At 32.1% G+C, this 14,907-nt stretch carries 13 protein-coding genes and 2 pseudogenes; 8 read left to right on the forward strand and 7 right to left on the reverse strand.

The window, feature by feature from the left end; translation table 11 throughout:
* Window positions 1-356 precede the first annotated feature (356 nt).
* Window positions 357-1,267 (forward strand): annotated as a pseudogene (locus DFR85_RS20330) (IS5/IS1182 family transposase).
* Window positions 1,268-1,573: 306 nt separating this feature from the next.
* On the opposite strand, the gene DFR85_RS20335 reads toward DFR85_RS20330, so the two are convergent.
* Window positions 1,574-2,896 carry a hypothetical protein gene (locus tag DFR85_RS20335; protein ID WP_210433935.1) on the reverse strand — a complete coding sequence of 441 codons (1,323 nt, stop codon included), beginning with the start codon at window positions 2,894-2,896 and terminating at the stop codon, window positions 1,574-1,576.
* 308 nt (window positions 2,897-3,204) lie between these two features.
* On the opposite strand from DFR85_RS20335, the gene DFR85_RS20340 reads away from it, so the two are divergent.
* Window positions 3,205-4,389 carry a hypothetical protein gene (locus DFR85_RS20340; protein ID WP_110269873.1) on the forward strand — a complete coding sequence of 395 codons (1,185 nt, stop codon included), beginning with the start codon at window positions 3,205-3,207 and terminating at the stop codon, window positions 4,387-4,389.
* Window positions 4,390-4,431: 42 nt separating this feature from the next.
* Here the strand turns inward: DFR85_RS20340 and DFR85_RS20345 are convergent, their stop codons facing one another.
* From DFR85_RS20345 to DFR85_RS20355, 3 genes are all read right to left on the reverse strand, one after another.
* Window positions 4,432-4,989 (reverse strand): metallophosphoesterase family protein, encoded by a 558-nt coding sequence (locus DFR85_RS20345; protein WP_110271784.1) that lies wholly within the window; start codon window positions 4,987-4,989, stop codon window positions 4,432-4,434.
* Window positions 4,990-5,107: 118 nt separating this feature from the next.
* On the reverse strand, window positions 5,108-6,949 hold the full coding sequence (locus tag DFR85_RS20350; RefSeq protein ID WP_110269874.1) for a hypothetical protein: 1,842 nt from the start codon (window positions 6,947-6,949) through the stop codon (window positions 5,108-5,110).
* The gene (locus DFR85_RS20355) at window positions 6,946-7,449 is read right to left on the reverse strand and encodes a hypothetical protein (protein WP_168367112.1); all 504 of its coding nucleotides are present in this window, start codon (window positions 7,447-7,449) and stop codon (window positions 6,946-6,948) included. The genes DFR85_RS20350 and DFR85_RS20355 overlap by 4 nt, the downstream gene beginning before the upstream one ends.
* 135 nt (window positions 7,450-7,584) lie before the next feature.
* Here DFR85_RS20355 and DFR85_RS20360 point away from each other — a divergent pair, with 135 nt between their 5' ends.
* Genes DFR85_RS20360 through DFR85_RS20375 form a run of 4 tightly spaced genes read left to right on the forward strand, consistent with a single transcriptional unit; the run spans window position 7,585 to window position 11,454 of the window.
* A complete protein-coding gene (locus DFR85_RS20360; protein ID WP_110269876.1) occupies window positions 7,585-8,175 on the forward strand; it encodes a hypothetical protein in 591 nt (196 codons plus the stop codon).
* 9 nt (window positions 8,176-8,184) lie between these two features.
* Complete coding sequence (locus tag DFR85_RS20365; RefSeq protein WP_110269877.1) at window positions 8,185-9,291, forward strand: ATP-binding protein; 1,107 nt, start codon at window positions 8,185-8,187, stop codon at window positions 9,289-9,291.
* Window positions 9,292-9,296: 5 nt separating this feature from the next.
* A complete protein-coding gene (locus DFR85_RS20370) occupies window positions 9,297-9,899 on the forward strand; it encodes a hypothetical protein (RefSeq protein WP_162582647.1) in 603 nt (200 codons plus the stop codon).
* A gap of 10 nt (window positions 9,900-9,909) precedes the next feature.
* Window positions 9,910-11,454: a serine/threonine-protein kinase gene (locus DFR85_RS20375; protein WP_110269879.1), complete on the forward strand. Its 1,545-nt coding sequence runs from the start codon at window positions 9,910-9,912 to the stop codon at window positions 11,452-11,454.
* Window positions 11,455-11,581: 127 nt separating this feature from the next.
* On the opposite strand, the gene DFR85_RS20380 is transcribed toward DFR85_RS20375, so the two are convergent.
* Window positions 11,582-11,731, reverse strand: coding sequence for a hypothetical protein (locus tag DFR85_RS20380; RefSeq protein ID WP_162582649.1), 150 nt, complete (start codon window positions 11,729-11,731; stop codon window positions 11,582-11,584).
* A gap of 213 nt (window positions 11,732-11,944) precedes the next feature.
* Here DFR85_RS20380 and DFR85_RS20385 point away from each other — a divergent pair, with 213 nt between their 5' ends.
* Both DFR85_RS20385 and DFR85_RS20390 read left to right on the forward strand, forming a co-directional pair.
* The gene (locus tag DFR85_RS20385) at window positions 11,945-12,319 is read left to right on the forward strand and encodes a PaREP1 family protein (protein ID WP_110269880.1); all 375 of its coding nucleotides are present in this window, start codon (window positions 11,945-11,947) and stop codon (window positions 12,317-12,319) included.
* A 294-nt stretch (window positions 12,320-12,613) separates the two neighbouring features.
* Window positions 12,614-13,669, forward strand: coding sequence for an ISH3 family transposase (locus DFR85_RS20390; RefSeq protein ID WP_110269881.1), 1,056 nt, complete (start codon window positions 12,614-12,616; stop codon window positions 13,667-13,669).
* 204 nt (window positions 13,670-13,873) lie between these two features.
* On the opposite strand, the gene DFR85_RS20395 is transcribed toward DFR85_RS20390, so the two are convergent.
* Complete coding sequence (locus DFR85_RS20395; protein WP_246253007.1) at window positions 13,874-14,065, reverse strand: hypothetical protein; 192 nt, start codon at window positions 14,063-14,065, stop codon at window positions 13,874-13,876.
* Window positions 14,066-14,463: 398 nt separating this feature from the next.
* Window positions 14,464-14,907, reverse strand: a pseudogene (locus tag DFR85_RS20400) (IS607-like element ISC1913 family transposase); the annotation flags it as partial.

Raw genomic sequence — 14,907 nt, forward strand, 5'->3', positions numbered from 1 at the left:
TGTGTAAAACTTAAAAGAGCTATAGTAATCATCCTATTTTTACGAAAAATTAATATCGGCTAGAAGATTTTAAGTATTGCTTGTTAATTGGTGTAAATACCAAAAATAAATATTTTATACATAAAAACATTTTTATAGGAAAAATCTTTTTATTGTAGATTCTTTGTTAGTAGGAAATAATATTATGACTTTTCTAGAGACTGTCCCAAGCGCAAATAATTGAATAAATCTATGTACAAGTTTATAGATAATTGTTCAAAAGTAAATATAATTAACTGAGAAATTTTGAATTTTCCCTTGAAGCTAAAAGTCGCGTAATACTTAAAGGGAACCGGGACGATGTAGTACCGATTCACATGGAACATTGGATAGAATACTACAACGGTCCGGTTCTCTATAAAGAATTATCATCAAAGCATAAAACACTTGTAAAAATGAACTACGTACTAATCACGTCAGAAGTATTATCGCGTCTAGATGACCTCTTCATATTGAGGGCTTTAATAGTGATGGTCGTGTGGACGTGTTCTTACAGGAATGTGTGGAGCTACTACCGAACCGACGTGGTAGTAAGATGGTTCCTAGGAGAATGCAAGTCTAAGTCAGAGATCCACAGAAGGGCCAAGAAGTTTAGGTTAGAGATCAAGACGGTTTTCAAGGAGTTCTCCAAGGAGCTGGAGGGGAAGTTGAGTGGGCGGACTACTTACCTAGCAGCACGTTATACGGCAAGGTTGGGAAGTTGTGGATCGTGGATTCCTTCCTAATCGAGGTACCCTTCGGGAAGAGGAACAAGGAAACATTGGAGAAGAAGTTTGAGCTAGACCTAAGGCAGAGGAAGTACAGGGAGGCGGCTAACACGCTCTTCTTTTACATTAAGTGCAAAGTGAGGAGGAGGTTCAAGGGAGAGTTTACAAAGAAGAGGAACAGGAGTTCGGCTTCAAGGTCTTCAACCTCATGTCGCCTACAATGATAGTTCACGAGATTCAAGTGGAACTGGCCAATTTTCCGGACAATAAGGTTGGCTTCTCCCGCAGCGGTTATAAGGTAGTGGATAGGGGCTTCGTGGGGAAGTCCTCGACCTGGTTGATAGGTTTCTCTAGTTTCAGGAGTGGAGTTCTTTGGGATCTTCTTGAGGAGGTATTGGAGGCCTTACGCTACTGAAAAGGGTATGGTCGAGTTCTTTGTCTACGTTATCGCGTTGATTTACAACTCCTACATCTACACTTCTGTGTTATCGCGTGTTCCGGAGAGTCAACTCGCCCACTAACTTGTACCGCGAGAGTTGATCAAGGTAGTGTGGACTATGTTGGAAATTCTGTTTTTCTCTATACTTGATTATTTTCCATTACAATATAAGCTTAATCTCTCGTTATACTGAAAGATATAATTATATTTTATTCTTAATTAATTATAAAATTGTTTTTCTATCATACTATATTTATTCAATTATTTGCGCTTGGGACACTCTCTAGACTATATTCACTCAGTTCCATACATACTATTTATTCTTCCCCATTTATATTATTTCATGTATATATTGAATCTAGAGTAGAACCGTAAAGCTGAAAAATAATTAACTAGAGAAAAACGCATCTAAACCACTTTTTCTATTTATGACTTTTTCTATAAATTTATCTCTAATAGGTAAATATACTTTTTCAAAGAATTCTCTTTGATTTTCGAGAACTTCTTTAGGAAAAGACGAAACGTATTTTATAGTAGCATCCCATGCTTTATCGTAAGAGATTATAGGTTCTATTTTGTCTTTTATTTCCCTATCATAGTCTTCTGGAGTTTGCATTTTATCTCCTATTATATAATATCCTTTTTCAGTATCTTGATATACTTGTTCTCCTGCAACATTAGCTAACACTCTATCTTTTCTAAACTCAGAAGGTACCGTAGTTTTAGAATATTTAGGCGCATATCCTTTACCATAATACTTTGCCCAGGCATAGAAAATTGCTCTATTTAATCCAAAAGACTTAGCCTTATCCATATTGCCATAAAGTACGTAATATCTTGCAGCCTGTACTATTCCCATAACTTGGAATCTCCCTATTTTAGCTTCATTCATACTCTCTCCCGTATTTTCTCTTGTCTTAGTAACTTTCCTTTTACGAGGTTTAACTCCTTCATGTGAAGGTTTGTATGATTGAATAGCCTTAGTCAATAAATCTTCAGTCTCGTTTTCTTCATATCTTTCATAAATTCCTTCTTCATGAATAAAATTTTGAGGATTCGCCCAGTCTAAACTAAATTTACTCAGTTTATCAGGAGAAAAGCAAACAGCGACGTAATTAAGTTCCCTATGAAATGAGAGAGGAGCAGTAAATATTCTTTTTGAATCTATTAATTCGTCTACCTTCAGTACTCCTCCAGAACTTTCTGAAAGCTTTTGTAAATCATTCCTACTTTTTTCAATTATATACTGTACTATTGCGTGGGCAGCAGTTAATGGGTAATAATCTTTAGGTATAGAATTCTCATTTATCCTTACATGTATTCCTTCACCACTCCACAAAAGATAAATGGATTTTTCTACTCCTTCTTTTTCAAGTTGTGAAACTATTACTTCAGCAGCTTTTACAGCATATTCCCATTTGTCTATCTTTGTGTCTATGTCAAAAAAAGGAGTATAGTAAAGAAGATTATCCTTTTCTATATTATCCTTTGTAACCTCTTCATATTTTCCTGCAGTAGCGTAAACTGTTCTAGCCTTAAATTCAGAAATTTTCTTTGCAACTGAATCTTCATTTTCAAAAACCAAAGGATTACCTTGTTTATCATACCTAAACATTGTACTTCCATAAAGGGCTATCCATCTCTGTTTAGAAAAATTGTAAATTTCTCTCTTAACTATTTCCTTATTATAATGAGAAAATAGTAAACTCATAATATGAATATTTTATGTTTTTAATATTAAGGATTTGCCATTTTAGATTATAGAAGTTAGTAGAGCATTAAAAACTGAATCCATATCTTTTTCAAGGCTTTCAGCGAGTATCTTTTAATCCTTTAAACTATTTCCTAGCAGACTTAAGGATCTAATTATGAGTATCTGAGTTTGGCTTAACTGTTTTAATTTTTCTTTTTTATAATTTTGTAAATATATTCTTAAACTATTATAAAACTAAAGCTTGCTTTTTACAAGATAGCATATATAGTAATACCTTATAAATACTTTGGCTAATAATCTAATATATGGAAAGATTAAAGGATGTTTATAGTATCGACAAATTTGGGAAGAACGTTCCGGAGTGGACTGAGGAGGTAAAGTATGAGTTTGTAGACTATATTATGGGAGAAAAAATTAAAGGAAGTGAAGAATGGATCAAGAACTTTCAAAATATAATGAATATAGCTAAAGAAAAACTAGGATTGAAAGATTTTATTTTAAGTAAAGAAATGAGAAGTTTTCTGGAAGATCCGAGAAGACATCTTGTGAAAAAGCTTTTCCTTTATTTTCACGATCTAATTAGAGGAAGGATAACTCCAGAAGAATTTTCTACTAAGGGTAGACAAGCTATAAACAGTTCTTTTGGTTCTAATTTAAGAGGTATATATCAATCTTGGGGACTTCTTTCCATTATGATTCTTCTTTCTGATAAAGGATTTAGAATAGCTTATCCAGAACATAAGGTGATAAATTTAGATAGAACCGGAATGCAAAAAGCTGGAAGCATTCCTCCAAATGCAATAATGGAGGACGTTATTGGTAGGTCCTTTAGCTTTTTTGTTGAAGCCCCAAGACCTATAGGATGGGAAGATGGTGGAGATTTGGAAAAAGTTTGGAAATTATACTCTACATTAAGGCCTGACATGTTAATTTATAAAGGATTTTATACAGATATAGTGGATCTTTCTGGCAATATACCAATAAAGAGACCTAATTACATTGTAGAATTTAAGGAGCTGGACGATTGGTGGAAGAGATGGAGATATTTAAAAGGATATAAGCCTTTTACTGTAAATGAATGGAGGGCTAGGTGGATTAATGGACTTTATGAAGGACTTGCTGATGTCTTGGGGAAGAAACCTGAAGATTTACCTAAATTTGAAAAAGAAGAAGGTAAAAAAATAAGAGAATATAAAATAATTGAATTATACATGGGAGTTTATAATCCAGATCAAGGTGTTTTGATAAGTAGGAAAAGCGTAGGTAATGAGGTAAAGGAAGAATTAAAGAACGTAATGGTGATAGACGACGTAGAATTTAACTACAATAAACTTGAGGAACTTACCAATTCCATGATAAAAGGTATTGGAATTAATCTAAACATAAAGGACCTAGCTTATAAATATGCTATGGAAAATCTTGATGATTTTAGAAAATGGCTAAGAGAAAAAATAGGTATAGAAATTAGTAAGGAAATGCTAAATTTTTAGATTATTTGAAGAAAATTACTAAAGTCTTTTTACATCTTGAAATCAGATCTTAATTAGTTCTACATTATTGTCTATCTTGATGTATCCCTTGTCCATATAAATATTGTGATTATCTGAAAGAGTTCCAGCATTAGCACATTTAATATTATCAAATTTTACTAAAGCATGTGAATGTCCTAAAATTAGGTAATCTGTTGTTCTTAATAATATTTTAAAAGATAGGCAGAAAAGTAATGGAGGAAGATTTCTGTTAATCTTCTTCAATATCTTTGCAAATCTATATTCTGCTCTTTCGTTAAAGTATTGATTTCCATGTAGAAGTATATAATTTCTATTTTTAACATTAAGAAAAAGAATATCTGTATCACCGTTAATTACATCTTCGTCCCCTCTAATGTAAATTATTTTTCTCTTATAATTTAATTCTTTTAAAAATTTTTTATAATCGTTCTCTTTTTCTACTATTATATCCCCCAATAAGACGACTAGATCTGGGTTCTCTTTGTTTAATATTTCAACAATTTTTTCTACATCGCAATGCGGATAATGGATATCTGAAAGAATAAGAGAATTTTTAGCCTTTGCTGAAAGTTTCCTCACACATGTTGTTAAAGCTTTTAATATAATTAATATTATTTCTCTTAATAAACAATAGATTTGGATACTGTTTATTCTCTTTTCATACATAATTTTAATTAACTCAATGAATATAGTCTATTTAGTTTTTCTTTAAAATTATTTCTCCCTTTATATTATAGATTTTTCCTATATTCTCTATTTGTAACTCATAAAATGCCTTTTTAGCTATCAATTCTGTTAAATTATATTCTCGTACTACTGATGATAATGTAACAGCGTCTGATAACATGAGTTTTCTTTTAATTATATCTTTAGCTTTAAATATTTTTTCAGTATCTAGCTCTTGATCAAAAATATCGATATAACTATTTATTCTGTTATCTAGCTTATTATAGATTAATTCGCCAGATAATAGATCTATCAAACATACTGATAAATAATAGTCCGTAAAGTTCTTCTTAAAATCGTCAGAGAATATATATTCCTTTACTTTTTTATCGAAACCTGTTGGTGAAGCTATTCCTATAACATGTAATACCTTTCCTTGCTCAGCAGCATCAATTGATTTATCTAGATATTCTAGAATATCTGCTAATGAAATAGTCTTATCGTCTGCTAGTTTCTTTACGTAATTTTCAATATGAGAAAGGAATTTAGCTTTAATTATTATACTCAAATCGTCTTTTAACAATCTCCGTTTCCTTATTATATATGTAACTTCAGTATTATGTGGATATAAATGTAGTTCTTTTGGATTAATATTTAACGAATTTATTTCATCGCTTCTTTCTATTATATAGTTATTGGATTTATCTATATTTATTTCCCCTTTTCTTATAGGGTCTAAAAACTTTCTAGGAAATGTATTCATTTTCATTTCTAATCTTCCAATAAAATTGACTTCCATTATTCTAGCTTCGGTATTACTTATAACAATGCTTGATTCTGAAATATTTTTATATTCGTTTATTTTTTCTTGAAGTTCCAAATTATCGATCTGAAGCTTAGAAACCGTATTCTGATAGTTTTGGATTTTCTCGGTTAATTCTCTTATAGTATCTTCATATCTTCTTATTTCTGATTCTATAATAGTTTTACTCTCATTTTTTATTTTAATTGCAAAATTTTCGAGTTCAGCCTTTTGTGATTCAAGAATTTTTTTCTGCTCAATAAGTTCCCTAACTTTTCCTTGTAAAAAGGTTATCATATTTTTTATTTTATCTTCTAAGGTTACACCTTTTACTCCATAATTATTTAGATATTTATCTATTTTTTCCTTTTCTTCTCTTAACATTTCTATTTCCTTTTCAAGTTCGTCAATTTTCTCTTCTGCTATTTTCCTCATATTTTCCTCAATTTTTCTCCTTTCAATTTCAGCATCGTATTGTTTTCTTATAACATATTCATATTCATTAAATAACTGTCTAGGAGCCCCTGGGTCTTTAGAGAAGTAAGCTATTATACCAGATTTTATTTTATCGAACCTATTGATATATTCATGCCTTAAAGCTATTCCTAATGTTTGTCTAATTTTATATTCTCCTGGTTCTAGAAGTTTTTCATACTCGTACATTTCCTCATCGTACCATTTCTTTATAATATCATAAATCTTCCCTGTTTTGTTAAATAAGGCTGAAGCTATTTCAGTATCTTTTATGTAATCTAAAAGGAGAAAATTATCTAATTTTAAAAAAGCTGTATACTCATCGTCTGTAAAGTCTTTGGATATGAGGGCTACTATAGAGTCCTTGCAATCTTTCAAACTTGAAGCTATTCTAATCATGGCTAAATCAAAAAATCCTAATTTCAAGTTTTTCTCATCAAACGAAAGGTCTTTAATACAATTATTTTCATAATATAATCTGTTCTTTTTTAGCTCATTGTAAACTTGAATTCTAGATTCAAGGGGCTCATTTTTTAAACTAATTAAATCCTTTCTAGCATAATTCATAACGTAATCAAATATGTCTTGGCAATTCATTTCGAATCACCAAATATTTTTATCTCTTCTGTTAATTCTTCGAGAAGTTTTCTTACTGCTTCTTGGCCTCCTGTTAAAGATATGAATACCGAGGTTGAAGAATCTCCTTTAATGTTCATATACAATCGTACTATTCCTTTTCTAGTATAAATATCGTATATTTCCATTTCTCCAGAATTTCCTAGGAAAATACCCTTCCTTTTTGATATTAAATATGACATGAAAGACTTAACTTCCTTTAGTTCTCTTTGTAACTTAAATGTTCTGCTTTCGCTATATTTTTCCTCATTTAAGTCTATTTTTGATATTTTATAGATAGAAATTACATCTATTGGAAATTTATTAACTATCTCGGAAATTACATCGGAATATATATCATCATTAACTTGAAGTAAATATCCCTCTGGTTTACTTATCTTATTAGGCCATTTACTTACAATGTAATCTAATCTTTTTCTTTCATTGTCGTTCCTGTACTTCACTTCAATTAAATACATCATATAATTCTTCTTCTGAGATTATTTTAATTTTTCCATAAAGGAGTTTGTTATCAGTTGGTTATATGGAAAAAAAAATCTTTCTCCAGTATGGAGAAAAATATATATAATAGTTATGCGAATTAATACTAGATAAATATGGGATTATTTGACAAGTTAATTAAGAACAAAGGAGTTAAGGACGTTTTAAAGAACGTTGACATTAAAGAAATAAAGGAGGAAATAGGTTATTTGGAATTACAGGAAAAGAAGCTTGAAACACAGAGACAAGAACTAGAAAAGGAAGCAGAAAAACTTTTCCAAGATTCAATAGGAAAAAGTGAGGCTACTAAAAGACTAAATGCTACAAAAATAAAGAACTTGAAAGATAGAATAGCAGACATAGATAAGGACCTAAGGGAAATTAATTTAAGATTAGGAGTTCTGTACAAAGTTCAAAGGTTAAAGGAAAAGGCACAGAAAACATATAATTCGAAAGTGTGGGAAGAACTGGTAAATAACGTTGATAGCGAAACCTTAGAGAAATGGTTAGTTGATCAAAAAATTGGTGACGATGAAATAATGAATAAGTTAAGACAACTATATAATGCTCAAGGTCCAGAGGAAGAGGCTGAGGAGATTTCGCCAGACGAAAGAGAAATACTTGAGGCCATGGAAGCAGTAGAAAAGGGTGAGAAAAAGCCTGAAGAGGCTACAAAGGAAGTTACTAAGGAAAAGGAAACACAATAGGGAATTTTAATGTCAATTGATTTTTTAATATTGAATCAAATAAAAAAGCTTGAAACTGAAGCAGAATATTATGAAAAAAATGGAGAGAAAGATAAGGCATATAAGGTTTATGAAAAAATAGCTTATCTTTATGAAGAAGCCGCTTCCAAGGCATTATTGCAGAGTACTAGGGAACTTTATCTAATGAAAGCAGGAGAATATAGAAGTAGAATAAACGCAACTAAAGAGAAAATTAATGGAGACGAACCCGACTATACGCAAATAGCTAAAAGCATGATAGAAAAAACTAATTTAACTTGGGATAATATTAGCGGATTGGAAAAAATAAAGTCTTTATTAAGACAGGCTGTAGGCATAGCAATTTCAAAACCAGAAAAACCAGTAAAAATAGATCCTCCTAGATCTATTCTTCTTTTCGGTCCTCCCGGAACGGGGAAAACATTGCTTGCTTCTGCAGCTTCAAACTCTATTAATGCAACTTTTTTTAACGCAGATATTTCAAGGATCCTCTCAAGGTATGTAGGTGATTCCCCGAAAACCATAGATTCATTATTCCTGTTAGCGAGAAAGATGTCTCCTTCAATTATATTCTTTGACGAGTTCGATTCTGTCTCTTTAAATAGAGAAGAAAAAGAGAATATAGGCGCTGGATTAATTCAAAAAATTTTAACGGAAATGGATGGTTTTAGAAAATCAAGAGATTTCGTTATGGTTATAGGCAGTACTAATAGACCATGGGCCTTGGATGAGGCAATATTAAACAGATTTGATTACAGAATATATGTCCCTCTTCCAGATTTTGAGGCAAGAAGGGGAATATTTGAAATTGAATTAGGAAAAAATAACTTTGAAATAGAAGCCGATTATGATGATTTAGCAAAGAAAACAGAAGGATATAGCGGAAGAGAAATTTCACATATATGTAAAAAAGCAATAATGTCAATGATAAAGAGAATGAATCCAGATATAGAAAACGCTAAACCTGGATATAAACTAAGGATAGGTAAAATCACTAAAGAAGAACTCTATAAATCTATAGATGACACAAAACCGTCTGTAAGTAAAGAAATAATCAAAAAATATGAAGAATGGAATAAAGAATACGGTTCAGAGTGAAGAAAATGGAAGACATTATTCAATATTTAAATGAGAAAATGGGAATACCTAGTAATGTAATCTCAGTAGTAAGTTCAATAACTAAGGTACCACTAGTTTCGACTACAGTAACTGCACTTACATTCTTTTCAATATTTGCGATATTATGGGGATATTATTACAGGAAAAAATCTATAGACTCTTTAAAAGAAGATGAACTAGAGAAAAACGAAGTTGAATTAATAGTCAATAATGATAAAATCGAGAGAGATCTTAAATACCAATACGATAGAAAGAAAATTCTAGAGGAAGAAATAAGAAAAACAGAAGGAATATTCAAAGACAAATATTCTAAGGAGCTGGAATACGTTAATAATAAGATAAAAGTTCTTGAGTCAGAGTATGAGGATAATTTAGATAGATTATCCTTCGTAAGAAACTTGAAAATGATAATATCCCATAAGAAATTTCTAAAAGAGAAAGGAATATGGAAACAATTTGAAGAATTATCTAGAAAGATCGAAAAGGAAAATATAAACATAGACAAATCAATTTTGAAACGCAAAGAAATGAGAGAATTTCTTTCCTCGTTAAATAATGAATACGAATTAATGAGGATCTTTGAATAAGGGGAAATAAATGGATTTTAATGAGAAGTTCTTAAAATTAGGATTTTTAATAATATTTATTCTACTTTTGGCTTTCCTACTTTTACCTTTTGTTAAAATTTTGATTCTACTATTCTTTGTATTTCTTATATTTATTTTCGGAATGGCCAGAATATTCCCTGAATTACATGGTCATAAAAAGATGAAATATAAAAAACACTATAGCTCGATGATCAAATGTCCTTATTGCGGGACGTTAAATCAAAAAGGAGCTAAGTATTGCAGTAGATGCGGTGCAAGGTTAACAAAACCTACTATAGATGATCTGATCAACGAACTATTTTCTAGAAATATTAATGAAGTCATGACTGCAATAAACGAATTAAAACAGATCGCTAATACTAATATAAATGATTTAGAGAGATATGTAAAAAAATTAAGAAAAGCAGAAAGAAAGATAAAAAATCCTCAAGTTCAACAAACTATTACTCAGATATTAACTACTATTGAAAGAAATGAAGTAATAAAATATAATAAAAATGAAAAATTACCTATAGAAAAACAATCAGTAATAAAAAACCATGACGTAATGCAAATCCCCAACTACGAGATCTTGGAAACTATAGGTGAAGGTGGTTACGCTAAAGTTTACAAAGCAAAGAGGAAAAAAGATTCATTACTAGTCGCAATAAAAGTTCCTAAAGTTCCTAATAAGGATTTTGTTAAAGAGATAGCAGTATGGCTAAACTTAAATCATCCAAATATAGTAAAACTCTTAGATTATGATATAAATCCTAGACCTTACATAGTAATGGAACTAATGAATGGAACACTTCATGGAAAGACTTTTGATAAGGATACAGCTACTAGGATAATTTTAGATGTTCTTTCTGGATTAAAATATGCTCATGAAAAGGGAATAATTCATAGGGACATAAAACCGTCTAACATACTTTTAGATACTAACGGTAGGGCAAAGATTAGTGATTGGGGAATAGCAAAATTTTCAGATATAACCACATCTACAAACGTAGCATTTACCTTTGCTTATGCGGCTCCGGAACAATTAGATACACACTTAGGTTCAATTGACGAAAAAACGGATGTATATCAAGTATGTGAAGTATTTTATGAGATTCTTACTGGTAGGCCGGCTTTCCAAGGTAGTATAACAGAAGTAGATCATAAAAAACTCAATATGCAAATGACTCTACCGTCTGGCATTAATCCAGACCTAAAGGATTATGACGAAATATTTTTGAAGTGTTTATCTCCCAAGAAAGAAAACAGATATTCTACTAAAGAACTTATATCCATTTTATCTAATAAGCAATATACTAGACTTACAACTGAAAATAATGCGTATGCCTTTGTAGAGTTAGCATATCTAAATGTTCAATTAGATAATTACGAGCAAGCGCTACTTTGGGTAAAGAAAATTAACACTGTATATACAAAGGATGTTATACTCAGTTTAGAGAACAAAATTAAATATAATATAGGCACAAAAGAAGATATTTTGAAGAGAATAGAACTTTTAAAAAATCAAATTAGTTCATCAAAAAATAGATATTGAAATAATTTTAATATATATATAACTAATATGCTAGAAATTTTTGGTAGATTAGGCAATTCTTACATACCCCTATATTTTAATCTGCTACTGATAAATATCCAAATATATTACCAATAACATGATCTATTTAGTCTCTCTTTAAAACTATTTCTCCCTTTACATTATAGATTTTTCCTATATTCTCTATTTGTAACTCATAAAATGCCTTTTTAGCTATCAATTCTGTTAAATTATATTCTCGTACTACTGATGATAATGTAACATGGCCTGATTTCATGAGTTCTCTTTTAATTATATCTTTAGCTTTAAATATTTTTTCAGTTTCCAGCTCTTGTTCAAAAATATCGATATAACTATTTATTCTGTTATCTAGCTTATTATAGATTTAGACTTTCTTAGATTTCGCACAAAATTATGTTTTGTTTATTTTTAAGGCTTCACTTTTCTTTTGGTGAAAGATTAAATACTAATCTTTCTTAGCTAATATAGGATGAGCATAACTATAAGTGCTGAAGTATACTACGAGGAAGCAGAAGAATTACTTTCAAAGGGTGACCTTGTTCAAGCTTGTGAGAAGTATTATAAGGCTGCCGAGGAAGCAATAAAGCTTCTGGTTATAGAAAATAACCTAAAAGAAATAATTAAAGAGGTCGAAAATAAGGGAAGATGGGAAAGTGAAAGTTTATTTAAAGCCTCTAAGTTATTACGAAATAAATATCCCGAAATTGCCATTCAATGGAGAAATGCATGGACTCTTCATGTTGAGGGATTTCATGAAATTAGCCTAAATGAGAAAGAAGTTACAAAATTGAAAGAAGATGTTAGAAAACTGGTTGTAATAGCCGTTGTCAGCAGTTTCCGATAAACTGTGAAGTTTATATTACTTTGATGGAAAATATAAAGCAGTCACACCAGATGGGTGGATATATCACGATGAGGTGTGACGGTGAATAAAAGATATGCGGGTTTCCCCACATCCGTGATGAGTGTAGGCTGGGGTTATCCCGCTAAAGCGGTAGACCCAAAATCATATTAGAAAAAATATTTCTGGTAGGATAATATCGAATTTATAAAAGATAAAGAAATTTATAAGAGTGTAAAGAATTGAAGAAAAGGTTTAAGGTGAGGGAGATGGAGTATTACTACGTGAGATAGGAAGATGGTAACACCCGGTCTCCCTCACCAAAATAACATTCAACAAATAGGATATAAATTACTTTCCATGTTGAACTTCCAAGGAGAAAAGGTAGATGAGGTAGCAAAAACTCTCATCTCCGCGTGTTTGTGGAACGATTCAGTAGAGAACAAGTCCAGAGCGTATGACGTATCCCCACAGACCGTGAGGAATTACGTAGAGAAACAAGGGATGGAAGTGATTGAAAAGCTATTGGAAAGAGCTAGGAAAATATCCTTGGAGACATTAAAGGGAGTGAATGAGATAGATCTTTCAATAGACTGGACAACCAAGACGTGGTATGGGAAACCAGTGAAAGGGCTCGGGAGCTCTGAAAAAGGAAACTCGTGGAACTACGCAACTGCAACAACCAAGTATAAGGGGAAAGTACTTTTACTTGCCTTTATTCCGCAAGTGAACGGTATGACTAAGGACGAGATAGTGAAGGTTCTTGTGGAGCAAGTTGTTGCGATGGGATTCAAGATAAGGTTGATAACTCTTGACGCTGGTTTCTACACAGTTGATGTGCTCAATTTCATTTCACAGTTTAAGTATATAATTGCTGTCCCAGCTGGGGACGTGAAGGTGTTTGAGGAGTTTGACGGGGATTACAAGACTAATAGTAAGAGGCATAGGAGGGATGAGCAGGTCAAGTTCAGGCTTCTCGTGTATAGCAAGGAAAAAGTGAGGAGAAAGAAGAAGAGTCTTGTTTATTTTGCTAGGGCTACTAATCTAGATCTGCCCAAGAGGGAAGTGTTGGATTTGTACAATAAGGTAAGAGGTCCTATAGAGACCTCTTATAGGAACATTAAGGCTTTTCTTCCATTTACTAGTTCTACTAAGTTTGTTTTCCGCACGTTGATCTTCGTGCTGGCCCTTGTACTCTACTCCTTATATACCATATTCAAGGGGGAGGTGGGGAGAGAGGAATTTAGATTATTATTAATTCTTTTATTTCCTGATTTATTCAATCCAGAGAATTTTACATTTAATGTAATTGAAACACTTATTTACACTATAGATTTATTTTTAAGGAGGTGATTTTGGGTCTACCGAAAGGGGCGGAGGGGTAACGGAAGTGACTCTGTTGAAGCCCAAGGGCTGAGGATTGGATACAATTTCATGAAAATTCAATGAAGTCCAAACCCTCAAAAATCTTGCTTATGTTATTTCTTATCTCCTCTATAAGGTAATTTCACCTTTAATGGATATTCTAACGATAGGTTAAATTCTGACAGCAAATCCCTAATTCTTTTTACTCAGTTTTAAAAGCCCAGAGTAGAGTTCCTCGTAAAGCTTTTCAGCAGGAACTTTTTTAGATACGTCGTCGTAGATTTTCCTTACGTCTATGAAAATGCAATTCACGTTTAAAGAGTTAAGAGTTGAGAGTACTAAACTGGATTTTCCAGTCCTCTTTAAGCCGAGAACTACTATCATTCTCTCGTTTAAACTCCTTTTAACTTATCTATTTCAGTTTCGCGATCGAATAAGTGTCTTTAATGGAATCTTTAGGTTCTGTTGAAAATAGCAAGTATCACCCCTGATACTTAGTATCACCGTTTGTCCCTACACTTTCATTTCACTCATTTTATGTTCATTCATGATCGAGTGTAGGGACTTAGCCCTCGACCACAGGTGGGTCATGGGACTCCAACGGCACGGGACTCACATCTCTGCAATCACTCCCACTCTTTTGGGCATAGCCCACATCGGTGTGAGAGATCATTATTTATCAACAAAAATTTGTTATAAACAGACAAAAAGATTTCTATTAACGTGAAAAAGGATTCAGCCCCTCAACTTCCTTAAGTGCTGAGTATGTAGCATAGTCAACCCTAACCCTTAACTTCACTGTCCTCTCCACTCAACTCACCTATCAACTTTTTTACACCTTGAACTAGGAGTGTTTTCTTATGACTCCTAATACCGTAAATTTTCCCTGCGAATGAGGTAATGATTGAGATTAAGTCCTCAACTAGCTCTTGTGCGTCATCTTTGGGCTCCTCACCGAAAACCACTTCAATCTTAACTCCCATGGTTGAGAAGAACTCTTCAATGTACTCAAACCCAAAACGCGTTAGTCTATCTTTGTATGTTATTAATACGACGTCTACACTCCTTCCCTCAACAAGTTTGAATAGTTTGAGCAATCCTTTTCTTTGTGTGTTTAACCCGCTGGCAATATCTTTCAGTACTTCAACTACCTTGTAACCTTTTGCTGTTGCGTAATTCGTGAGGTAGTTTATTTGCCTTTCCAAGTCTTCTCTCTGATCGGTAGA

The organism is Acidianus brierleyi, from assembly GCF_003201835.2.
GTDB classification, from domain to species: Archaea; Thermoproteota; Thermoprotei_A; order Sulfolobales; family Sulfolobaceae; genus Aramenus; species Aramenus brierleyi.